This is a genomic window from Pseudogemmobacter hezensis, from assembly GCF_013155295.1.
In the GTDB taxonomy this organism is placed as follows: domain Bacteria; phylum Pseudomonadota; class Alphaproteobacteria; order Rhodobacterales; family Rhodobacteraceae; genus Pseudogemmobacter; species Pseudogemmobacter hezensis.
Window position 1 is genome coordinate 146,872 of the sequence record NZ_JABJXT010000008.1, and the last position, 21,733, is coordinate 168,604.

Annotated in this window: 28 protein-coding genes; 5 read left to right on the forward strand and 23 right to left on the reverse strand. The window is 62.0% G+C overall.

What is annotated here, in order from left to right:
- The first annotated feature begins 133 nt into the window (after positions 1-133).
- The 5 genes from HOY34_RS10970 to HOY34_RS10990 all read left to right on the forward strand — a co-directional run bounded on the left by HOY34_RS10970 (position 134) and on the right by HOY34_RS10990 (position 3,204).
- Complete coding sequence (locus HOY34_RS10970) at positions 134-451, forward strand: hypothetical protein (protein ID WP_172362712.1); 318 nt, start codon at positions 134-136, stop codon at positions 449-451.
- 748 nt (positions 452-1,199) lie between these two features.
- The gene (locus HOY34_RS10975) at positions 1,200-1,442 is read left to right on the forward strand and encodes a hypothetical protein (RefSeq protein WP_172362714.1); all 243 of its coding nucleotides are present in this window, start codon (positions 1,200-1,202) and stop codon (positions 1,440-1,442) included.
- Between the two features lie 46 nt (positions 1,443-1,488).
- The gene (locus HOY34_RS10980; protein ID WP_172362716.1) at positions 1,489-2,199 is read left to right on the forward strand and encodes a hypothetical protein; all 711 of its coding nucleotides are present in this window, start codon (positions 1,489-1,491) and stop codon (positions 2,197-2,199) included.
- Positions 2,200-2,234: 35 nt separating this feature from the next.
- The gene (locus tag HOY34_RS10985) at positions 2,235-2,717 is read left to right on the forward strand and encodes a hypothetical protein (protein WP_172362718.1); all 483 of its coding nucleotides are present in this window, start codon (positions 2,235-2,237) and stop codon (positions 2,715-2,717) included.
- A 4-nt stretch (positions 2,718-2,721) separates the two neighbouring features.
- The gene (locus HOY34_RS10990; protein ID WP_172362720.1) at positions 2,722-3,204 is read left to right on the forward strand and encodes a hypothetical protein; all 483 of its coding nucleotides are present in this window, start codon (positions 2,722-2,724) and stop codon (positions 3,202-3,204) included.
- 199 nt (positions 3,205-3,403) lie between these two features.
- On the opposite strand, the gene HOY34_RS10995 is transcribed toward HOY34_RS10990, so the two are convergent.
- The 23 genes from HOY34_RS10995 to HOY34_RS11105 form a co-directional block, all read right to left on the reverse strand.
- Positions 3,404-3,610, reverse strand: a complete 207-nt coding sequence (locus HOY34_RS10995) for a hypothetical protein (RefSeq protein ID WP_172362722.1) — start codon at positions 3,608-3,610, stop codon at positions 3,404-3,406.
- Positions 3,611-3,751: 141 nt separating this feature from the next.
- Positions 3,752-3,961 (reverse strand): hypothetical protein, encoded by a 210-nt coding sequence (locus HOY34_RS11000; protein WP_172362724.1) that lies wholly within the window; start codon positions 3,959-3,961, stop codon positions 3,752-3,754.
- Between the two features lie 2 nt (positions 3,962-3,963).
- Positions 3,964-4,506: a lysozyme gene (locus tag HOY34_RS11005; protein WP_172362726.1), complete on the reverse strand. Its 543-nt coding sequence runs from the start codon at positions 4,504-4,506 to the stop codon at positions 3,964-3,966.
- A 692-nt stretch (positions 4,507-5,198) separates the two neighbouring features.
- Positions 5,199-6,389, reverse strand: coding sequence for a chromate efflux transporter (gene chrA / locus HOY34_RS11010; RefSeq protein ID WP_172362728.1), 1,191 nt, complete (start codon positions 6,387-6,389; stop codon positions 5,199-5,201).
- A 286-nt stretch (positions 6,390-6,675) separates the two neighbouring features.
- Complete coding sequence (locus HOY34_RS11015; protein ID WP_172362730.1) at positions 6,676-7,029, reverse strand: hypothetical protein; 354 nt, start codon at positions 7,027-7,029, stop codon at positions 6,676-6,678.
- 89 nt (positions 7,030-7,118) lie between these two features.
- Positions 7,119-7,718 carry a hypothetical protein gene (locus tag HOY34_RS11020; protein WP_172362732.1) on the reverse strand — a complete coding sequence of 200 codons (600 nt, stop codon included), beginning with the start codon at positions 7,716-7,718 and terminating at the stop codon, positions 7,119-7,121.
- Positions 7,719-7,950: 232 nt separating this feature from the next.
- Complete coding sequence (locus HOY34_RS11025; RefSeq protein WP_172362734.1) at positions 7,951-9,000, reverse strand: hypothetical protein; 1,050 nt, start codon at positions 8,998-9,000, stop codon at positions 7,951-7,953.
- Complete coding sequence (locus HOY34_RS11030; protein ID WP_172362736.1) at positions 9,000-10,391, reverse strand: hypothetical protein; 1,392 nt, start codon at positions 10,389-10,391, stop codon at positions 9,000-9,002. Before HOY34_RS11030 ends, HOY34_RS11025 begins: the two co-directional genes overlap by 1 nt.
- A 19-nt stretch (positions 10,392-10,410) precedes the next feature.
- Positions 10,411-12,636 (reverse strand): phage tail protein, encoded by a 2,226-nt coding sequence (locus HOY34_RS11035; RefSeq protein WP_172362738.1) that lies wholly within the window; start codon positions 12,634-12,636, stop codon positions 10,411-10,413.
- Positions 12,629-12,997: a DUF6950 family protein gene (locus HOY34_RS11040; RefSeq protein ID WP_172362740.1), complete on the reverse strand. Its 369-nt coding sequence runs from the start codon at positions 12,995-12,997 to the stop codon at positions 12,629-12,631. The genes HOY34_RS11035 and HOY34_RS11040 overlap by 8 nt, the downstream gene beginning before the upstream one ends.
- Positions 12,994-13,212 (reverse strand): hypothetical protein, encoded by a 219-nt coding sequence (locus HOY34_RS11045; protein WP_172362742.1) that lies wholly within the window; start codon positions 13,210-13,212, stop codon positions 12,994-12,996. The genes HOY34_RS11040 and HOY34_RS11045 overlap by 4 nt, the downstream gene beginning before the upstream one ends.
- 12 nt (positions 13,213-13,224) lie before the next feature.
- The gene (locus tag HOY34_RS11050) at positions 13,225-13,821 is read right to left on the reverse strand and encodes a hypothetical protein (protein ID WP_172362744.1); all 597 of its coding nucleotides are present in this window, start codon (positions 13,819-13,821) and stop codon (positions 13,225-13,227) included.
- Positions 13,822-13,963: 142 nt separating this feature from the next.
- Positions 13,964-14,197 carry a hypothetical protein gene (locus HOY34_RS11055; protein ID WP_172362746.1) on the reverse strand — a complete coding sequence of 78 codons (234 nt, stop codon included), beginning with the start codon at positions 14,195-14,197 and terminating at the stop codon, positions 13,964-13,966.
- 22 nt (positions 14,198-14,219) lie between these two features.
- A complete protein-coding gene (locus tag HOY34_RS11060) occupies positions 14,220-14,885 on the reverse strand; it encodes a hypothetical protein (protein ID WP_172362748.1) in 666 nt (221 codons plus the stop codon).
- Positions 14,882-17,131, reverse strand: a complete 2,250-nt coding sequence (locus tag HOY34_RS11065; RefSeq protein ID WP_172362473.1) for a phage tail tape measure protein — start codon at positions 17,129-17,131, stop codon at positions 14,882-14,884. Before HOY34_RS11065 ends, HOY34_RS11060 begins: the two co-directional genes overlap by 4 nt.
- Before the next feature lie 357 nt (positions 17,132-17,488).
- Positions 17,489-17,827, reverse strand: a complete 339-nt coding sequence (locus HOY34_RS11070) for a hypothetical protein (RefSeq protein WP_172362750.1) — start codon at positions 17,825-17,827, stop codon at positions 17,489-17,491.
- A gap of 13 nt (positions 17,828-17,840) precedes the next feature.
- Positions 17,841-18,317, reverse strand: coding sequence for a phage tail protein (locus HOY34_RS11075; protein ID WP_172362752.1), 477 nt, complete (start codon positions 18,315-18,317; stop codon positions 17,841-17,843).
- A 1-nt stretch (position 18,318) separates the two neighbouring features.
- Complete coding sequence (gp17, locus tag HOY34_RS11080; protein ID WP_172362754.1) at positions 18,319-18,711, reverse strand: tail completion protein gp17; 393 nt, start codon at positions 18,709-18,711, stop codon at positions 18,319-18,321.
- 3 nt (positions 18,712-18,714) lie between these two features.
- The gene (locus HOY34_RS11085) at positions 18,715-19,290 is read right to left on the reverse strand and encodes an HK97-gp10 family putative phage morphogenesis protein (RefSeq protein WP_172362756.1); all 576 of its coding nucleotides are present in this window, start codon (positions 19,288-19,290) and stop codon (positions 18,715-18,717) included.
- Complete coding sequence (locus HOY34_RS11090) at positions 19,287-19,634, reverse strand: head-tail adaptor protein (RefSeq protein WP_172362758.1); 348 nt, start codon at positions 19,632-19,634, stop codon at positions 19,287-19,289. Before HOY34_RS11090 ends, HOY34_RS11085 begins: the two co-directional genes overlap by 4 nt.
- The gene (locus HOY34_RS11095) at positions 19,631-20,179 is read right to left on the reverse strand and encodes a head-tail connector protein (RefSeq protein WP_172362760.1); all 549 of its coding nucleotides are present in this window, start codon (positions 20,177-20,179) and stop codon (positions 19,631-19,633) included. The genes HOY34_RS11090 and HOY34_RS11095 overlap by 4 nt, the downstream gene beginning before the upstream one ends.
- Before the next feature lie 2 nt (positions 20,180-20,181).
- Positions 20,182-20,367, reverse strand: a complete 186-nt coding sequence (locus HOY34_RS11100) for a hypothetical protein (RefSeq protein WP_216654720.1) — start codon at positions 20,365-20,367, stop codon at positions 20,182-20,184.
- A gap of 58 nt (positions 20,368-20,425) precedes the next feature.
- Entirely contained in the window at positions 20,426-21,700 is a 1,275-nt protein-coding gene (locus tag HOY34_RS11105; RefSeq protein ID WP_172362764.1) for a phage major capsid protein, read from the reverse strand.
- Positions 21,701-21,733: the final 33 nt, after the last annotated feature.

A 21,733-nucleotide genomic window follows, 5' to 3' on the forward strand; every position in this document is an offset into this window, starting at 1 on the left:
ACCACACCGCATAGAAGCGGGCGCCGGTGAGGCGCATCTGCTCATAGTTCAGTCTGACGTTAGAGCGGCGAACACTGCCCATGCCGATCCCTGCCGAGTGCGGCATCCCTGACATGGCCCCCGGCCCGCACCCATGATAGCCCTGCCGCTCAACAAGAAGGCGAGCAGCACTATGCCTCAGGAAGAGCAGCATTTCACGCAGATTGACGACGACGATATCCGCTTCCTCAGCACACAGCTGCGAGGTGTGAAGCAGGCCCGGGTCCGGTTCCTCGCAGGAACGCCCGAATTTCAGCTTGAGGTGATCGAGGTGCTGCTGGCGCTCGGCGTCTCGGCGACCTCTGAACGCATGGGCATGATCGCCCCCTATCCAAAGCGCAGGTTCAGCATCCGCTACAAGGGCGACAGCGCGATCGTTACCGTCGCGCAGGATGCGGAACTGATGGGGTGAACGCCCGTCCACACTGGACAGCGAACTTGTTTCCCAGACCGGAGGTCCCCGGTCTGGCTTGCGGTCCCCAGGTTCGGGGAGTGCAAATCCCTTTCCCGACGAAGTGGGATTCCCCACTTCCGGGGGATAACTTCCACCGATGGTAGACGTTGTTTTGAGCCAAAAGTGGACGGTCGGGCACGTCTTATAACTCGCTGAATGGCAGCTTTGTACCGGCAACGCCGAAGAAGACGCCAAGCGTTATCGGGATTGAGGGGCGGGCCTTAGAATAGGCGCGGATCATGGTCGGTGTCGAGAAGGCCAGAGCCGCACCGTGTCAGATGCCGTGGCTGCACCTGGACAAACCCCGGAACCGGAATCCTCCCGCGGCCTGGCCGAGCGACTACGGGAGGCCGCGCAGGGGATCGACCGGGGAACGCTGGCCGAGGCGGTAGTGCGGCTGCTGGAAAGCCGAGGAACGCTAGCGGGTGCAGGATGCCGAACGCCTGAAGGAGCAAGAGCGGCAGCAGGAACAGTTGCGGGAGCGGTAACCGGCACTGCGGGCTTACCCACTGATCCGGCCCGCCGCTCGCCGTGGTCTACTGTCCCAACTCACGGTCGCCAAAATAGCAGCGTTTGGTGTGAAGGCAGCTCATCCCATTAGCTCAACACATGAAGAATACCCTGGGGGTCTGCTAATCAAATCTTCTGTGCTAGGTTTCCTCGAGAATCGAGAGGCAACCGACGCCACCGAAGCTTTGGAGGATCTATGAAACGCGCCTACATGCCGCTGATCGCCGTTCTCACAATATCTGGCTGCCAATCAGCTGCGACTCTAAACGTCTATAGCAACAATATTGTCGGTGTGAGCAGACCGGGGATCAGTGCCAGTTCCTATGTCACAGAGGATGATTTCGCACTCGCGACGCAGGCATGCCGCACGAGACCCGTGCATGTGGTGGGGCGCTATACCCCAAGCGGTGGCGGTGAATACCTCTTCCAGTGCCGCTGATACGCTCCCCCTTACAGTGGTGAAACGCCCCAATCACAGGCCAGAAATGCGCAACTATCTCAAACCTGCAATCGCCCTCATCCTTGGGATTCTGCCCGCATGGGTCTTCATCGGAACCTCGAACCGTCTGGTCGTGAATGGCGATGTCGTTTCGGAGAGTCACTTCAATCTTGGCGGCATCGTGCTCGCCTTGATCGGGATCGGATTGGCCATAGGCGTCATCAAAGCAAGAACCCATGGTGCCCTTGGCCCCAAGCTGCTGGCGGGCATTGCCGCTGTGGTCTGCGCCCTGCAGATCCTCCACTCGTCCGAGGTCTTGCGCATCCAGCCGTTGGATTGGCTCTGGCCGGATCGTCATATTCCAAACTCAACTTATACAGGCCTTGCCGCGGATGAACGCTTCCCGGTTTCCAACCGCTCGAACGAAGGATTCGAAGACTTGATGGTGTTCTTGAAAGACTACATCATCGGGCGGGCACGCCTGCATCATGCCTATGCCGAACAGTGCCACGGCGGACGGGATAGGATCGAACTTGCACGGGCTGAGGCGCTCCCGGATCTCTTTTCCGAAGAGATGCGCGCGAAACTCAATTCGGGATTGCGGCGGTTCGACGCGGACCCCTTACCGCCCTGTTCGCGCAAGAATTCAATCCATCTGATGGGCAAGATGGCCGATGCCACCAATCGTGATCTTGATATCTATGATCGGCTTGTGGACGACTACCGCGCCTTCCTTGCCAACTCGCGACCCGACTGAGCACCTCCGTTTTCGCCCTGATCACAGGACTTCTAATGCGTCTTTTGCTCGCCTCCGCCTTGATCCTCTCCGCCAGCGCGGCTCAGGCCCAGTTACGTGAACTGATCGACCCCGAGCGTATCCTCTATGTGGATCTTCCCCATGGGCAAGTCGAGATCTCGCGCGTCACTGTGGGCGATGCCTATGGCTATTGGGCCCAAACCCCCGGCACGGTCGAAGTGATCCTCGATGGCGACAGTATTCCCCAATGGATCGAAACCCATGAGAACAGCGCCTTGCTGCGGCTCTATATGGGCACGGCGGCCTGCGGCGTGATGTATGCTTGGATCACACTCGACGAAAACGGGCTGCGCAGCTCGGGCACTTTTGGCACCTGCGCCTATGAGGGCGTTTACGAGGTCACCGAAGAAGGAGCCAGTTATACAATGGAGAACACACTCGAAGGCGACCCGACGATCACCTATGTGCTCGATCCGGTGAGCGGCCAGGTCAGCAATTTCGATGCACCGTGGAAGTGAGCCGATGATGCCTTTCAACTTCAAAAGCGCGCGGTTTTGCCTCCTCTTGTCCGCGCTTTCCGCCCCATCCCTCGCCCACGCGAGCGAGCTTTCGGCCTATATAGGCCTGCACCCCGCCAACCCACTCAACGGCACCTCCTTTCTCGACGATAAACGGGTGGTGGCACTTGTCGAGGACGCGCTGAGCGATCCTTCTCTGCGCGCTCTTGTGCTCGCCCAAACCCGCGACCATGCCTTCTCCACGTCCCTTTTCGAAAGTCAGGGGCGGATCGCCTTCAATGCCTATGATCCCTCGCCTGGCAGTATGGACAATTGGGGTATCAGTATCGCTGAGGATGGATCGGATGGTGCCGTTTGTCTTGCACTGAACGGCAGCGGTGATTTCTCTCCGCCGGGCGAATGGTATCGCGCGGGTCAGCTGATCGGCACGAGCCCCGATGGTTGTCCCCAGGATGCAGCCGCGCTTGCACGCGCTTTTGGGGGCTGAACTGGCCCTCGTGGGCCTCGCGCGTTAAGCTCTTGCGCGAAGGGATCGGCATGTTTGCGCCGAGGCTTAACGGCAGCAATGTCCCGCATAGCTGCCGCCCGCAGAAACGAAATGAGCCGCCCACGGCATCCCGGGGCGGCTCTGAACTTGGACGGCATGTGGGTTTCGTTACAACTCCGCGATTAGCCCCGCGCCGCCCCTACCCCGCGCACCCCGCATCCAGCAGCCGGATCAGCCGCGCCCCGCTCACCACCGCCCGATCATCCGCCGAATCGGCCAGGGCCGCCGCATGCTCTGCCCGCGCCGCACGTGTCCCGTCGCAGAGCGCGTCACCGCTGGTGCGGGGGCCGATCACGCAGCCAGCGGCGGGCATCATCAGGCACAGCGCCGTGATCATCCTGAACATCGGTCATTCTCCCCATGGTGTCCTGATAGGCGACGGCGTCCTTTGCCGCCGCCTGTTGCCTTGCCCCCGACCTGCCCCGCCACCAGGCGGCCAGCAGCGCCAGCAGCAGGGCGGCGGGCTTCCACAGCCAGCGCAGCGCGGTCATTTGCGCCCCCAGCCCCGGATCAGCGCAATCGAGGCCAGCGCCGACGAGATCACCCCGGCCAGCGCCCCGACAGCGGCATAGAGATTGAACGGGTGAATCGCGAGGTGCCCGGTGGCCGGATCGAAATCGGCCAGCCCGAGCATCGCCAGGATCGCGGCAATGAAGGTGGCGACATAGGTCAGGCCCCGGACTAAGTTCCAGTTCATGATCAGGCTCCTTGTTTGAGAGATTGCAGGCAGAGCGTCTGCTCAGCGGCGCGGCGGTTGGTCAGGCCCCGGATCACCTTGCCGCCCGCCTTGTCCCACCTGGGCAGTTGATTGCAGGCCCCGCGCCAGTCGCCCGCGTTGGCCCGCTTCGCCAGCGTCGAGCTACAGGCCGCGCCCGCCCCGACGTTATAGGTCCAGCTGGTCAACATGGCCTGCACGTCTCGCGGCTGCTGGTGAAGCGTCGGGATGCATTTGGCCAGCTGGGCGTGATAGACTGACAGCGAGGCAATCAGCATATCTGCGCATTGCTGCGACGTGTATTTGTCGCCCTGCTTCACGCCTTTGGTCTCGCCATAGCAGACGGTCCAGACCGGCGGGCTGGCGATGCGGTCGAGGTAAGCCTCAAGCCGCTCACCTTCCCAGGGGCCGACGAAAGCAGCCGCGGCGATCAGCACGGCGGCGGTGCCCGTGGCGGCCGAGGATTTCGGGCGGGCAGCAAAAAGCCCCCCGAACCAGGCGAAAAGCCCGGTCAGGAATTTCAACATGTCGTTCTCCAATGAAAAAGGGCCCGCAAAAGCGAGCCCGTGGGGTGGATGTGAAAACCGGCGCGGCGGCCAGGCGTGATGTGGAAGAGTAACCCACCACCCACGCCCTTCAAGCCCGCGCTGATTGGGAATTCCCGAACCGCAGAAGCGTGGCGGGCAAGGTCTTTGGTATAGATCCAAGGGCCGTTAATGTTTCGTTAATCAGTCTCACTCAGGGTGGCGAGAAGGAGGCGGCCCATGCAGTCGAATGAGTATCTACACGCGCGGATCGTCCAGCTTGAAACGGCGCTGGCCGATTACGTACATCGCTACGGGATGACCGAACTTGCCCGGCAAGCCTTCATACCCACTCAGCAGGCCCAGCCCCAGTCGAACGCGACACAGCGACAGAGCGGAGCGAGGCGAGATCCCTAATCGCCACAGCGAGGGAATAGTCGGTGCGCCAATCCGTTACGCGGACCGCCCCCTGCGACTGGGCGTTATGCCCGATCATCAGAGCGATGCTGAGCATGTCATTCTCCACTGAAAAAGGCTCGCAAGAGCGAGCCCGCGAGTTGGAGGTGGAAGAGCCCGGCGCGATGGCCGGGGGTGATGGGAAGTTCTGGCGTCTCAGGGTTGGCGGATGTCAGCTATGCGGGACAAAGCAGGCATCGGGTGCACTGCTTCCGTCTTAGCTGCGGGGCGGTGTGCTATCACAGTAGCGACAATGCCACTCCCCCAATTGCACCGACCAGCACAACCAGCCAGGGCGCTGCTCTCCACATCACCAGCGCAACGAAACATGCCAAAGCGAGGGCGAAGTCTTGCATGTTCCCAAGCGCATTGGTGAACACGGGCGAATACAGCGCGGCACCCAGGATGCCGACGACAGCGGCATTTGCGCCCTGCATCGCAGATTGTGCCTGCGGTTTCACCCGAAGGTCGTCCCAAAAAGGCAGCACGGCAACGAGGAGCAAAAAGCCTGGCAAGAATACGGCCAGCAAGGCGAGAGTGGCGCCGACAACGCCATTTGGTACTGGTCCGAGAATCGCACCGAGATAGGCCGCGAAGGTGAAAAGCGGGCCCGGCACAGCCTGTGTTGCGCCGTAGCCTGCAAGGAACTGATCAGGCGTCACCCAGCCCGAAGCCACAACCTCCGTCTCCAGCAGAGGCAAAACGACATGGCCTCCTCCGAAGACAAGTGAACCTGCGCGATAGAAGCTGTCCAGAAGGGCCCACCATTGGGAAAGACCCGCCAGCAGAGGCAAACCCAGCAGAAGCACTGAGAATGCAACCAACGCGATGCCGGCCTGAATTTTTGTGACAGGCACTTTTATGTGCCCGGCCACAGGGCTGCCAGTTCCTCGGCTCAACACCAGGCCTGTCAATCCCCCCATTGCAATTGCGCCCATCATGCCAGCTGCACCAGGAAGAAAGGCCAGCATGGCGACTGCAATCACCGCTATGGTCGCTCTTTCACGGTCAGGGCACAGGCCGCGCGCCATGCCCCAGACTGCCTGCGCAACTATGGCAACAGCTACGACCTTCAGGCCATGTAAAGCGCCAGCTCCGATAGGACCGGATACAGACGACGCAGTTAGTGCAAATGCGAGCAGGATCAGGGCAGACGGCAAGGTAAAGGCTACGAAGGCCGCGAGTGCCCCCAGCCATCCGGCGCGCATCATTCCCAGGGCAAAGCCGACCTTAGACGAAGCGGGGCCAGGCATGAACTGGCAAAGAGCCACAAGATCCGCGTAGTCAGCGTCAGAGAGCCAGCGCCTGCGCGTGACAATTTCGTCGCGGAAGTATCCCAAGTGTGCGATTGGCCCACCGAAAGAGGTTAGGCCCAGCTTGAGGAAGGCACCAAACACCTCTGTGGGAGTGCCTTTAGGATGAAGCGTCATGTGTCAGTCTCGGTTTGCGTGGCAACAAGCCTTTGCGGACGGAAGAAAGCCATCGTCCACATTAGATGATCGATCTTGCTTAGTATCTGATCTATGACGAGAGCATGACTAGCGAAGATTGACCCACGACCACACCTTTGCCAGCACTGATGTGGTCTGGTGAATGGCAGCTTTGGGCTCAAAGCGCCGAGCCGCTCACAGCCCCGCAATCAGGCCGGCCACAATCAGCGCAAAGACCACCCGCACGATCAGCGCATGCACCGGACAGGCGACAACGGGGCGAGGATCACGGATTATCACGGGGCAGCCTCCCTGCACGGATGCGCTGGATAATCACCTCAAAGATCGCGGCCCCCAGCGAGCCCGTCAGATAGGCAACCGATCCGCCCGCCGCCCCGCTGCCCGCGCCAAGCGTATCAGGCGGCAGGCCCAGCCAATGGCCGATCAGCGGCGCACCGAGGCCGCCCAGCCCCGCCGCGATTGCCGCGCCAAGGGCGATATGGCGCAGGGCTTCCCGCGCCGTCACCCGGATCACCAGCGCATTGGTCGCGCCCCCAAGCGCCCCCCAGACCACAGCCGCCATAACCGACCCGGCCAGGACCGCGGCCTTGATCTCGGCCCAGAGATTGGTGTCAGTCATAAAGCCTCCTGGGCATTGTCAGTATCTGGCGGAAGATTGCAAAAGGCCGCCCCGAAGGACGGCCCTGGTTCAGCGTGGTGTGAGGCGGGTCAGAGGCCGGCGGCTGCATTCAAATCGAGTAGCCGAATGGTCGCGGACATCTCGGTACGGTTTTGCTCAAGCTCTGCGAGCAACTCATCGACGTGGTCACCCTCTGGAAGCTCAATATTTTCTCCAAGCTTGAAAGGCATGCCCGCAGACTTGATCGCCTGCACAAGAGCGGCGTCGATTTCGTTCTGCCTATGCGTCAATGCGATCAGGACTTCTGCAGGTTGACACTCTTTTAGCAGGAAAAAATGCGACTTGATGAAGATCGGGAAATCCCTAGGTGGGATTACGCTATCGTCTCGCAAAAAGCCGATCTTGTCACCAGTGCCCACTCGAGAGCTGGTAACATCCAAGAGTGATCCGTCGGGCATCTCCACAACTGCGTGGTGAACGGCTTCGGCAAGAATGCCCCAGCGTTGGAATACGAGCCAGCCATAAGCTGCCTTTCCCCCAAATTTTTCCACGAATTTATCGACGTTCCAATAGCATTGCCCAAATGCACCGTCACAAGTGCTCGGAACAACCTGAAGTGTACTTCCAACGACTTTCTCGAAATGCTTGACCGCCGGACTATCTGAACTGAGTGGTACCATTTGTGCCAATGCGATTCTCCTCAATCAACCCGACCGAGTATCCTGCAGCGGCACCCATGGAGTCCATCTTAGTGGCGCAATTCGGCGACCAGTCGTCACGCATCCCAGCAGGCAGTGTGGCGCCTGCGAGATAGATGACACGAGGTCGGGCTGTGAGATCGGCGAAATCAGGTTGGTCGCAAGCAGATGACATACAAGCCTCCTAAGCATTGTCTTTAGGTGATCGGGTGAGCGCGAACCCTTACAGCGAAACCGTCCTGACGCTTTCCAGCGGCAGGCCCGGCTCTCCCGGGAACACCGGGTCAGCCGGGTTGTTCAGGCGGATGATATTGGTGATGTCGTGCGGGCGGTCGGAGCGGGCCGGATAGCGCATCGTCGCAGGTGTGCCGCCTGCGGTGATCGTCAGCGTGTTGCCTGTCCAGCCAAAGCCCGTGATCGGCAGGCGGGTGCCGCTGGCATCCCACAGCCCGAAGAAATCGGGGCGATCCGGTCTGACCAGCGCCACATCTCCCGGCGTGGTGATTGGGACCGTGACCGTCGCCCCGCTGCGGGTGACGGCCCCGATCTGCGGGCCGCGCAGCTCGCCCAGGTCGCTCATCCATTTGGCCACCTTGCGCCCCGCCCATGCGCCAAGCCGGGCATAGCCGCTGAAATCCTCGGCCGGGTGGGTGGTCGCATCGAGGTTGGCCGCGTATTTCTCGGCCCCGCGAAAGGTGCGGGTGTCGCCCCCGATCATATCCAGCATCGCATCGCGCAGGCGGTATTCGTTCATCTCATGCAGGGTGAAGCGCGGGCCAAGCAGATCGACAAACCACGGGATCCCATTGGGGTTGCCGGGGTTGATCGCGGTCCTGACCGCCTGGCGGATCGCTTCCATCCCGGCCCGGACTTCATTGGCAAGGGCTGTAGTGGTGGTGAAGGCCGCATCCTGTTCGCCGTGGGAATAGCAGAGTGCGCCATAGCCCACGCCAGCCCCAGCCATGGCCGCCAGCGCCGCAATCAGGCGCGGGCCTGCCGTGGTGCCATCGTTCTCCAGCCAGTAATTGTCAGCCGCGCCCGTGTTCTTTTGCAAAACCGCCGAGCCATCCCAGGCGCAGTTGAGGTTCTGGAAGGTCTGGGTGGCGGCAATGGCCGGGCTGCCGCCGATCCGGCTCTGGATCAGTGTCGGATCGCTGTCGATCAGGCGGCGGATCGACTCGATGAAGGCCGCCCAGGCCCCGCCGACCTGGAAGCCCTCACGCCCATAGGACTGGCCGAAGAAAGCCGCATAGCGGGTGCGCTCAAAAGCCATCAGAGAACCTCGTTCAGATCGGTGACGTTGGTGAAAGTGATCCGGATCCGGTGATCCCAGACTGCCGCATTCGGGTTCCGCAGCGTGAACTGATGCGCCAGCAGACCATGCTGGGTGCCCTGCTTGAGCATCCGAGGAGGCTCGCCCGTCCAGTCGGTACCAGCCTCATTTGGAATGGGCGTCAGACCCATGTAATAGGCCCCGTCGAGCGAGAAACGGGTGCCAATCGTGTTCAGGCCCTCAGCACCGGCACTCAGCGGGTCAGATCTGACAAGCGAATAGGTCCAGAGGCCGTTGGGCTGGCGATAATAATGGGTGCCGTTGGTATTGGTCCAGAGAAAGGGCGCAACCCGGCGATCAACGAGGATCTGGCCCGCGAAGATCCGGCGCAAAACTGCTGTCTCGCCCGGCGCAAGGTAGAAGCGGCGCAAGGCTGTCTGGTTGGGAGAAAGCCAGCGCGCCTTGAAATAGGCGCTGGCCCCACAATCAACGATGACGCCCGTCGTGGTGTTCCCATTGTTGACGATCTCATATTCCCGATCCAGCGCGATCCCGGACACATCCATCATGATCGTGCCGTTCGTGTTGGGCAGCACCTGGTGGTAGGCGGGCGCGAAATCCGCCGCATGCACGGCATAGACCCGGTTTGCCCCTGTGACCGCGATCCGGCGCGCTGCAGCCCCAAGCGCGGCCTGCGCTTCCTGCATACTCTTGGCGCTGGCGAGACTGCCCGGGGGCGAACTGGGGGCCTCAACAGTCGTGGCGGCGGGACGGTCGAAGAAGGTCCAGCCTGGCAGATGGCTCAGCCCACCCGGATGCACCCGCGTATAAGCCACGCCGCCCGCCCGGACCGTGGTGCCCACCGGCAGCGTATTCAGCCAGGCCAGATCCGCCGCCATGTCCTCAGCGGTCGGATAGGTGATCACGGTGGATTGCGCGATGATCGCTGCACCCTCGGATGCCAGGCGGTCGCTTTCCGTCTGGCTGGCATCGGCTCTGGCTGCGGCCGCCGCGCCGAGGGCCTGCGCCACCGCGTCGGGGGTGTTCGGGATCGGCGCGGGCAAGAGCAGAAGATCGGCCAGCGAGACGGGACCAGCGCCCGTCAGCGAGATCGAGCCCATCTGATCCTCGACCCAGGCCCCCCGCATCGCGGCATTCGGATAGGCATAGACTACGTCGTAAAGCGTGCCCCGCTCACCGCTCGAGGTCCGCTCAAGCAGGCAGTCAATCGCGCCCCCGATCACCGGGGCCTCAACCGGGCCCTTCATGATCAAAGCGCCCGCCTGCCGATCCCAGCTGCGCAGGCGAAAGATGATCTTGCCGCCCGAGGGGGCCGCCGATCCATCGGGCAGCATAACAGGTCCGGTGACCCGGGTGCGAAGTACAGCCATATTTGAGGCCCTCAGATTGTCAGGTTGTGGTAGTTGCCGAGGCCATAGCCGACCATGGCGAGGCATTGCCAAAGCTGTCGCGGGCGCGCAGCCAGTAATAACGGGTCACACCATTACCAAGGCCGCTCTCGGTCTGAGCAACCGTCACATTCGATCCGGCCGGAACCGTGGCGATGATCGCCGATGCCGCCACATTGGGGGTCAGGCTGGCCGCCAGCTGCATGGTGACCGCATTGGCATCGTTCGACTGGCGCAGGGTCAGATCCACGCGACCAATACCGCCCGTCGCCATCAGGATCGACGGCGCAAGGATAACCCGCTCTGGCGCCGAGGCGACAATGTCATCAGAGGTCACCCAATCGCTTTCGCCGTAGATCCCGACCGAGCGAACCCGCGCCCGGTAGCCATGCCCCAGATCGACCATCGGCACATAGTAATAGAGCCGGGCCTCTGCGCTGTCCTCGACCCCGACGATAGCGCGGTCATTCCACCGCGCAGGCCATACCAGGACAAAATCGTCGCCCTGTCGCCGAAGGGTTTGCGCCATGATCTGAACTTCGTAGCGCAGCACCGACGAGCTGGCCGCGCGATCCCAGGACACCTGTACCCGTGGTGTGATCGTGCCGCTGGCAGAGATATCCGCCGCCTCACCACCGCTGATGATCGAGACGCCCGTTGGCGGCGACAGGGTTGCAACCCATGGGTCCAGCACCGCCCCCTCGACGAATTGCTCTTCAGTCTCGGCATCCCAGGCATAGATCGCGGGCGAGGTCTCGCGCAGGCTGCAAGGCAGCCGCATGGTGATCGAAAGATCATCATTCACCCCGGCGGCGGGCTGGATCTGCTCAACCTCATAAAGGCCATTCCAGGCGGTATAGGGCGCGGGCACGTCAAGCGCTGCGACAGATCCGGCAACCAGCACCATCGCGTCGGGGAACAGCTCGCATGAGACCGTGCGCTGCATGCGCGAGCGCATGGCCACGATCTTGGCCAGCCGCTGCGCCTGCCTATGATCCACCACAAAATCCAGCGATAGATCGAGCCTGCGCACAAGGCCGCCATCCTCGGCTGCAGCACCGGGCACGATATAGACCGGGGCCTCGGCCATCTCATAGGCCCGGTCGGGCGCAACGTAAGAGGCCACCGCCTCGCTATAGATGTCGTCGCCAGGCTGCCAGCGCACCATCTCGACCGATTGCCCATCGGTCCAGTCGGTGATGGTGTGAACCGCGGGGCGGGCAATGGCCGGCACAATGCCCAGCTGGCCGCCGATGCGGATCAGCCTTGAAGCCCCGGCATCGAGCAAGGGGTTGATCTGATCTTCCAGCTCGGCCCCGTCTGACCAGACCAGAACCCCATCGGCACGATACCGCGGCAGGGTGCCGCCGCCTTTTGCAGGCACCGCCTGGTCCGCCACATCTGCTGCCCAGGCGAAGGTATCAAGCCGCAAATAGGTTTCCGCATAGGGCCGGATCGGATTGTTCATCGGCGCATCCAGCGTGATCAGCGCCTGGTTGCTGCTGGGCGTGAGACTGTCGTCGCGCGGATCCCAGATCAGCGACCAGTCGCCCTCGACATTCAGTTCTGGCGGGGTTGAGGGCCAGCGCTCGCGCATCTGACCATTGTCACCGCAATGCAGCCGGGCCCAGACGACGGTGCGGCCCTGCCAGGCGTCGGTTGCCTTGAAATACCCCTCAGACCCGGTGACCATCGCGTCCGGGCAGGTGGTCTGATCGCCGCGCCCGATCCAATAGCGCACATGGCCGTTGCCAAAGACAGAATTGACCCCCGTCGCGCCAGGGCCTGCGAAGTCAAAGGGATCGCCCTCAGGCGTCACGCCGCGCTTGTCAAAAAGGATCGTATGCGTGCTCAGCGCTGAGGGGCGCGAGTTCACCAGCCAGCCGATATAGAGAACGTCACCGAGAACCGTCCAGGCGACAGGCGTGCCCGGGGCCCAGCCCTTGCCATAGATATAGCGATAGGCTGGCAAAGCGCCGGGGCGGGTCAGTTCCGCCCGCTGCTTGTCCTGCTTGGGCTTGCCCGGCGCGACCGCCATGCTCAACAGGATCGAGAGGCCTAGCTGCATCGCCGCCACGCCGAAGGTGCCAAAGACCGCCGTCATGGCCGCGCCAAAGCTCGCGCCCCCCGACATCAGCGCCACCACGGTCGCCACGGGCGCGGCCTCGACCGGGCTGGCAGTCAGGGTGCCGATGATTGCGGTGGTGATCAGGAAAAGCTTACGCATGCCAGCCCCTTGCTGCGGATCGCAGGATTGCGAAGCCGCGCCTTGTCTTGCCCGCCCATTGGCCGGGTGTGATGCAAATCAGCAGCGAGCGCCCATCCGTGGACAGCGCCAGCCCCCCGGTCTGATGCCCTGGCCGCAATCGCGCCTCTGCCGCCAGCCGATCCGCCAATGCGCCAAGATCCCCGCCGATCACGCCAAGGGCCTGACGCGGGCCGATATAGCCGCGCACAGGGGCCATTGGGTCAAAGCCCCACAACCGCAGAAACACATCGCAAGAGGCAGAGCAGCAATCGCAGGGCCCCCATTCGAAGGGCTGCGACATGACCGCCTCCACGGTCTCCAGCACATGCTCAGGGGTCATGGCGCGGGCCAGAGCTTCATGCCGACAGGGATGCTCTTGGCCTCAATGACAAGGCCAGGCAAATTCTGAGGGAGATCGGCAGCCTCGCCGATGAGCTCGACAGCTCGAACCAGTGTGGGAAAACTCTTGCTTGCACGCAGAGCTATAGCATCTGGCAGCGGTCGCACTGACTTCATGCGAATGGCTGCGGCAATGGATGTGCGCTTGATCGACATTTTAAGAGCCTCCTATGGCGCGGGCCAGAGCGTCTTTTCGGCGCGGGCATTGGCCAGCACCAGCTTTTTGCCCGCCGTGTCATTGGGATAGTGCCGCGACTGATCCTCATGGCTATGGGCCACCGCCGCCGAGGTCCGATAGCCCGGCCCGGTGGTCAGGCCAGCGGTCAGGCGGTAGAGGATCGCAGTCGCGCCGTCCGCCCCCTCGATCTCGGTGGTCAGAACCAGCGTATCCATGGTGCCCCGCGCCAGCTCAAACGGCTCGCCGATCAGGACATTGCCGCCCGGGGCGCTGGTGACGCCCATCCAGATCGCGCCGGGGCGCTGCCGGATCACCGCATCGGCATGTTCGGCCAGCATCGGCAGATCGCAGACCAGCGACAGCGAGACATCGACCGGAACGCCCGAGCTGCTTTCTTCAGGCACCTCGACCGCGCCGAACTTGCCGACGCCCTGCCAGACCTCGCCGCCCCAGGTGATCGGCCCTGTGCCGCTATGCGCCCGCAAGGTCTCGCCCGGCCAGTCAAGCCAGACCATCATCACCGGATAGAAGGCCGGGCCAGACAGCACGCCAAGTGTGTCTGGGTGGATGTTGCGCCTCAGGTCCATGGATCACCCTATGATTGACTCGGTCATTGGCTTTCTCACTCAATGGCTGCGCAAATACGCGGATTATGCGGCATCATCGCAGCCAGGGAAGATGGCGCCCCCGATTACGCGGGGATCACCCAACTTCACGAAGAAACAGGCATCAATTCTCGACAATATCCGTGGCTGAGGATTGGCCATAGAAGCGCTGTTTCAGCGTCGGGACCAGCCCCGTGCCGGGCTTGGTCCCTTTTCTGACTGCATGGCGGAAGCCGTCATCTCCGCCATGCCAGACATAACGGGGCACACCCCATATCGCCTCATAGATGTGCCTCTGGAAATACCAGCGGCGCACCAGGTGGATCGCTATGACGATCAGAAGAATGTCTCTCCACATATTCAGTCTCCTTTGATGGATCTCAGACCCATGGGTTGCGCTCCGTGAAACCGCCGACCTCATCGGCAAAGACCTCGCGGAAGGTCCAGCTATAGGACCAATCGGCCCCGGTGGGTTGCTGCCCGGTCGGAATGCCGCCGCTGGGTCGGAAAACCCGGCTTTCCTGCGCCGAGAAATCAATGACGCCCGAGCCGCTGACCGGGGTCATGACGCGGATCAGCGCGGTTCCGGCCGCATCGGCCTGCGCATTGTTCAGCGCCTGATAGACGGTGCCATTGACCGAAAAGCGCTCGCCCGGGCGGATCACCTGCAGATAGGGCGGCAGATCCGCGATCCGCCAGGCCGGAAAGCCGTTCGAGGTCGCGGCCACCGCCGTCATCGGGATCGAGTACCAGTGAAACCCCTGATCCGGTTCGGCATCGAGGTGCCAGTTGGGCGAGAAGCTGGTCAGCCTGACGGCATTGATCCCGCCGCGCAGCAGCTGGGCCAGCATTTCCATATAGCCCCCGCCAATCCGGCCACGCGCCAGCGCTGAAACATCCAGCTCGACCCAACGCCGCTGGCGCTGGCTGGCCTGCAGCTGCTCGCGCCCCGTCAGGGCAGAGCGCAGACCCGCGACCGGATCCTCGACCTTCCAGCTGCGCCCCTGCACCCCAACCGGAGGCCAGGCGAAAACGTCAATGCTCAACGGCCCCTCCCAAAGAAGGATTTGGATTGCCGGGCCGCGCGGGAGGAGGCCTGCACGGAACCGCTGATGATCGACGGGCTGGCCCGGCGGATGCGGCCATCGACGACCGTGTCGAAATACGGGCTGGGCACCACCTGAACATTCGTGGTGCCGCCGCCCCAGGTCTGGCCTTTGGTGTGGTCGATCACCGTTTCCTGCGGGTGCAGGATGGCCGGAAAGCCGCCCTTGCCATCGACGCCGCCCGTGCGCGGGCCGCTGCCCGTATAGCCGCCGCCATCGAAGCCAAGAAGCGAGAGGAAGCCGCCGACTTTCCCGCCGCCGCCAAAGCCTGCGAACAGCTTGTCAAAGGCCGAATTGGCCAGCATCTCGGCCAGCTTCCCAATGATCTGCCCGATCATATCCTTGAAGCTGCTAGCCCCGGTCACAAAGCTGGCGAATGCGCCCTTCATGCTGTCGCGCCATTCGTCGGTCGAGGACTTGAGGCTCTTCATCCGGTCGATCAGCGTCATGGTGCCTGCGATCTGCTGCCCTTGGACACTGGTCGCCTGCACGCCCGCCTCGCGCTGCTTGGCCCAGATTTCGGCATCCAGATCCGACATGCCAAAGGTGGCCCGCAGCAGCGATGCCTCTTCGCGCAGGGACTTCATGATTTCCTGCAGCTTTGTCAGCTTGGCCGCACCGCCGCCCGCCTTATTCGCCAGGGCGTCGAGGCCGCCACCCAATCCGCCCGCTGTATCAGTCGCCTCATCCATGGCGCTTTTGGTTTTCTCAGTGCCCGCCCAAAGTTCAGCGAGGGCCTCCTGGGCGGGCTTGAAGCCATCAGCAATGGCACCCTTGAAGCTTGCGCCCAGCGTTTCAGCCTCATCTGCCGCATCGATCTCTGCCTGCTTGAAAATCGTCAGACCGGCGGAAGCCGAATTCATGGCGTTCCGCAGCAGATCCATTTCAATCGGCGTTCCGGCGGTGGTGTTGTACATCATGGTCACAAATTCTGACCATTTCTGCATGAGCATAAACATCAGGCCAAAGAAGCTGGCCTTGACCGATGCCCATATCGATTGGAGGCCGGTTGGAATTGCCTTTGCGGTTTCAACGATACCATTCCAGACGCCAGAGGCGATCTTTCCCAAAAGCACAAAGGCGTTGCCGATACCGCCCACAGCATCAAGAAGATTGCTGATGCGCCCAACCAGTTTGCCGAGAGCGCCGAAAGTCCAATCCCAAACAGTCTGCAAGGCCGTGCCGATGCCAGTGGTCTGATTTATCCAGGCTGCGCCTGCCTTGACCGCCTCCCAAATCCCCGTCCAGACATGGATTGTAATGTTCGCAATCGCAGATAGCCCGCTGGCCAGCCATCCGATTGCACCCGTCAGGCCGTCAATCACTATACGCAGCGGTGATCCGACCTCGAGGAGCTTCACCAGCCATTTCGCAGCCGCCTCAACAATAGGGGCAAAGGCCGTGCCGATCTGATTTTTCAGCCCGGTCATCACCACGCCGACTTCACCAAGCGCGGTTTTCATTGCTGCAAGTCTGGCGACAGTCTCGTTGCTTCGCACACCACCGAGGGCTGCCAGCCGATCACCATATTCCTGCGCCAGCTTTCCGCCATTCCGCAAAACGGGCAGCAGCGCCGTGCTGTCCGATGCCATCGCTTCCATAAAGAAGGTGAAGTCCTGCTGATTGACATTGGCCTTTTCAAGGCTGTCCACATAGAGTTGGAGCGCCTGGGGGCCGGACAATTTTCGAAAATGATCCGCTGTCACCCCCACCTTTGGGGCGATCCTTTCGAAGAAATCCGCCATCGGCCCGCCACCTGTGGCAACGAAATCGCCGACGCGGTCATTCACATCCTTCAGGATGTCTGAGAACTTCTCCTGGCTGATCCCGACCTGATCAGCGGCATAGGCCATACGCTGAAACTCCTCAGGGGTGGCATTGGCCAGCCGTGAGAGGTTCTGCAGCTCCTTCGCTGAATTGATGGCGCTGATCGACATGACCCCAAGCGCAGCCGTCGCAGTACCTGCCATCGCGCCAAACGCTGCCGCAGCATTTGCGCTGATGCCGGAAAGCGCACCCTGCAGCTGCCGGATACCAGGGATATTGCCCAGCCCTCCAAGGCGCTTATTCAGACTGTCGGCAAGCGCACCGACGCGGGTCTGGACCTGTTTAACGCCACGGGAAAACTGAGCGCTGTCCAGGCCAAGGTTAACGCGGAGCGCGCCTATGATCGAGGATGCGGCCATGATTCTACCTTGAGGTGATTACTTTGGCTTTTGCGGCCGTGATGTTTGAGAACAAGAGAGCAGGGCAAATTCGGCAGGCCTAACGCCCGCGCGCCAGTGCCCGATCAATCCTGTCCCAGGCGTCGTGGAAGTCTCTGGCCTGGTCCTTCGGGTCAGGCCTTGCACCCATAAACTTTTCAAGCGGCATTGGTTTTTTCAGGTAAGGCATCATTGCACCCCACCAGACCATAGCGCGCTGATCTGCCGCCCTGTCTTCTGCCGCCTCCATTTCCAGGAATGCGAGGCGCAGCGTGATTTCCCAAAATCGGGCCGGGTCCAGCCCGGCCCTGATATAGGCCTTACAGATCGCCCCGAGGTCTAGCGCTTGCGCTTCGTTCCCGGGGCTTTTCCGTTTCCCTCAGCGTCCGGAAACGCAGCGACAATGATCTGCCCGACAATGCTTTGATCCGCCGTCACAATATCGTCGGCGAGCTCATAAGCTTCCGCCTGTGGCATCTTCTCCCCTTTGACCAGGGCCTCGGCCACGACACTGACCAGCAAGCCCATCGGGGGAATTCCCTCGATGCCGCCGGTCAAAAGCCCGCCCACGTCATTCCCGTATTTGTCCTGCAGCTTAGCAATACCCCCAAGCGTCAGGCGGAGAGTGTACGTTTTGCCACCAAAAGCATGATGCAGCGCACCGGTTACGTCGGCCATATCTCAGCCCTCCTTATGGGGTGACCGGCAGCGCCGGGTTCGGGGTGATGCGGTTGAGGATCTTGAAGGAGGCTGCCGCAGTGCGCTTTTCGGCGACAGTGCCAGCCGGGGTGAAGGAATTCACATAGCCCCGGTAGGTCCGCTGCCGTCCACCGACGACAAAGGCGATCTGAACGAACTCCGGCGTGCCGGCCTCTGTGAGGGCCGCGAGGTCATCCAGCAATTCGAGAAATTCCTCATCCTCGCCCCAGTCCTGCAGATCCTGACTGTAATCTGCGGACTCCATGAAGCCGGGGACATCCTCATGGGCCCGCCCAGGCGATTGCATATGGGTAACGCGGATGCTTTCAGGGACGCGATCCGGCATCGCAATAGTCTCGATACCAAGGATCTGCACCCAGTCCGGGCCGCCTCCGCCGGTGGCAGTCCGGCCGATCCAGAGTTCGTCCTGCCATGCCACACGGGCACGGCTTGCTACTTCGACGCCCATTTCAGGCCCTCCGATAGTTGATGATGAAATCAAGTCCGATCCGGTAAGGCCGATCTGCGGCCCCGGTATCGTGATGATCGCGGCGGGCATCCATAAGGATGAGCGCGAAGGGGGCTGCCCGGTGCCCGTGCAGCAAAGCGATAGCCGCATCGGCCAGAGCCAGGGCATCGGCATAGACCGCGCCGTAGCAATCGATCTGGACCCGCCCCTGCCACAGGCCACCCGTGCCCTGCATGTGCAGGCTGTTGTCGCGGTCGCTGATCACGTTCAGCACCAGCGCGGGCAAGGCTACACCCTGCGGATGGACGCCCCAGTTGATCTGGAGGCGGGTGTCGGAAATGAGCGCAGACACCGCTGGCGAGGATGCCAGCAGCGCCCGGAGTGCGGTTTCCATAGGTCAGCCCCTCGCGGCCTTGGCGGCCTTGTTTGCGGCGCGCCGCGCAGCCTTGGTGATTTCCTTGCCGAGCTCTTCGCCGATACGCTTCAGGACGGCCTCTTTGTCCTCGTCCCAGGCCGGGCGCGCAAAGGGCTGTGGCGCGGTGCCGGGGTGTTTGGTTCCCGCGAACTTTCCGCCGTTGATGTGCGGCGCGGTGCCGAACTCCACCAGATGGGCGTGAGGCGCTTTGACAGTCGGCCCGACATACATAAACACCGGCGGCACGGTTCCTTTGGCAGCGCGGCGAGCATCGCGCATTGCCGAGAGCGCGGTTTCCTTATCGATCCCGCCGCTGTCACGCATCACCCTCGCATAGGCCGCATTCCCCACTTCGTTTTTGATCCTGGTGCTGACCGCGATATTGTCCTGCAACTGACCGTCATCGCGCGGAGCCTTCTGCCGCATTTTCGCAGCCAGCGGCTCGCCACCCTTTTTCAGCGCGCGGCGTGCGACCGCCTTCTGGGTGGATTGCTTCTCAATCTGGGCAAGGGCCTGTTCCAACTCTTTGAAGCCCGTCAGGCTGACCGTGGTTTTCACAGGTCAGCCCTCGCCGTGGCCGTGATCTCCAGCTCAGACCGGCCGATTTCCTTGATACCCTGAATATCAAAGGTCAGACCGCCGCAGATCAGGCGGTCCTTCGCGGTCAGGCCCCGGGTGAACTCGCTGGAGCGCACTGTGAAGCGACTGACGACGGTGGCCTCTATCCAGCCCGCCTGCGCGCGCTCTGCGTCCGAAACATCCTTGCGGGCCGCCCAGCGTGGGGCGCCGTGATTGTCCTGGGATGGGTCAGTTTTATTCCAGCGCAGGTGTGCTTGCAGGCCGTCATCAACCAGCGTGCCACGCTGAAACTGGACGCGACGGTTGAACTCCCCGGCCTTCATGCCCACGCTCCCCGGCGATGATTTGCGAGAAGAGCATCCACCGCCGTCCAGACTGGACGTGCGACATTCTCGCGGATGGTGAAGCCGTCGCCGATAAGGAGGAGCATGGCGTGCTTCACATCAGGCGGGCAATCACCACCGAAGGTGCCAGTGACAGTGATGCGCGATCCATGTTTCGCGGCAGGCCACGGCCTCCCGTCAGCATGCGCTATCCACGGGCTCAGACCGTCAGCGCGCAGGATGTAGGCCTGAGCTTCGATCATCTGTTCTTCGCCAGCAACATCCACATAGCTGATTGCGGTGATATCTTTCGCCGGAGCAGCAGGCAGGCGGCGCAGATCGGTGAAGCTGTCACAGGCCCAGACCATCGCATGCTCTGCGAACTGTCGGTTGCAATATGCTTCGACATGAGCGCGGGCCGCCGCGATCAGCATGGCTATGCTTGCTGCAAAATCGGTATCGTCAGGATCAAGCTGCGCCTGCGCCAGAGCTTCGGCATCCGTTACCGACTCGACCGTGACCTCATCCGCGACCGGATACCACATAATCAGCCCTTTGCTCGCGTCTCTGCCGCAGGCTTCTTCACGGCCGTCTCGCGCTTCTCGCCGGAAGCAGCAACAGCAAATCCCGCATCGATCAGGCGCTTGGCCTCCTCGTTCGGGAAATCCCGTTCATCGCCAGGGGTGAGGTTGTATTCAGAGCCGCTCAGGCCCGTCAGCATCTTGATCTTCATGGCATCCTCCATATCGGCTTGAGAAAGGGGGCAGTTGCCCGCCCCCTCGGAAAGCCGATCAGGCCTGGATCAGGTGCTTGACGGCAGCGGTGTCGCCCAGCTCGCCGTCGAAGCGGATCAAGCCAGCCATCCCCAGATCAGGCCAGAAGCGCTCGCGCAGCACACCGATGATCGGCGATCCGACCTTGCGGACGAAGTATTTGCCGAAGTCACCGAAGATCATCGAGCGCTGGCCAGTCGCCACGCCTGCCATCGCCTGGTTGATGCTGTAGCGATAGCCAAGCAGTGTGCCCGGAACACCGTTCTGAATATCGCCACCGCTCCAGATATAGCGGCCCTCGCTGTCCTTCAGCTTGCGGATCGCCGCCAGCGTCAGGTCATTGAACATGAAGCGCACTTTCGGCGACTGGCGATAAGCCGGGTTCACCGAGTGGATCAGGTCGATGATTTCGTCCGAGGTGATCGCAGCAGCAGCGGCAGTGGTTTTGCCCAGGGACGACGCGGTTACGATGCCGTGCGGGTTGGTGGTGCCAGCGCCGATGGTCAGTTCACGATTGGAGATCCGGCCAAGGCGCTCGCCAAGCAATTCACCCAAAAGCTGCTCGAAGTTGAAGATGCTGTCCTGCCCGAGTTCCATCGACCAGCGCACGAACTCCGTGTCGTAGACATAGGCGTCGAGCGATTTCTGACCGAAGGTCACATCCTTGCCGCCATCGTCGGTCAGCGCTTCACCTTCGGTATGCGGCTCAGCGGTCACGGCGGTGTCGTCCACAGTCGGGATCTTGATCGGGTTACCCGAGGCCGTGGTCATGGTGGTGGTGATGTCCTCGTCGTACATCGGCCCCCAGGCTGCCATCGACTTGATGATCTGGTTCGCCAGCTCGGTCGGCACCGTGAAGCCGCCCGCAGTGTTGGTGCCGGTGCTTTGTGCCCGGAACTCCTTGGCCGACTGCACCCCGGCTTTCAGAACCGCACGCTCTTCCGCCGAAAGCTCATTCACATCGCCGCCCCGCGTGATGAAGCGGTGAAACACCTCACGATATTCCAGATCGTCGCCGCCGTCCTGGCCGCGGCCTTCCGCGCCGGGGGTGATCGGGCGGTTCTTTGCGCGCTGCTCTTCATCCTCGTCAGCGTGGCGCTTTTCAGCTTCTGCCAGCGCTTTGGTGCGCTTGATCAGGGCCTCGGTCTTGTCGAAGTCAGTCATGATGTCGTCATGACGCTTTTCAAGTTCGGCCGCGCGGGATTCGTCGGTGTTCTTGGTGATCTCGTCCAGGGCGGCGCGTGCATCAGCGACCAGCTTACCCCGTTTTTCGATAAGTGCTTTCAGAGCCATGTCGGCCTCCTTTTAAGATACACGCAGAGAGAC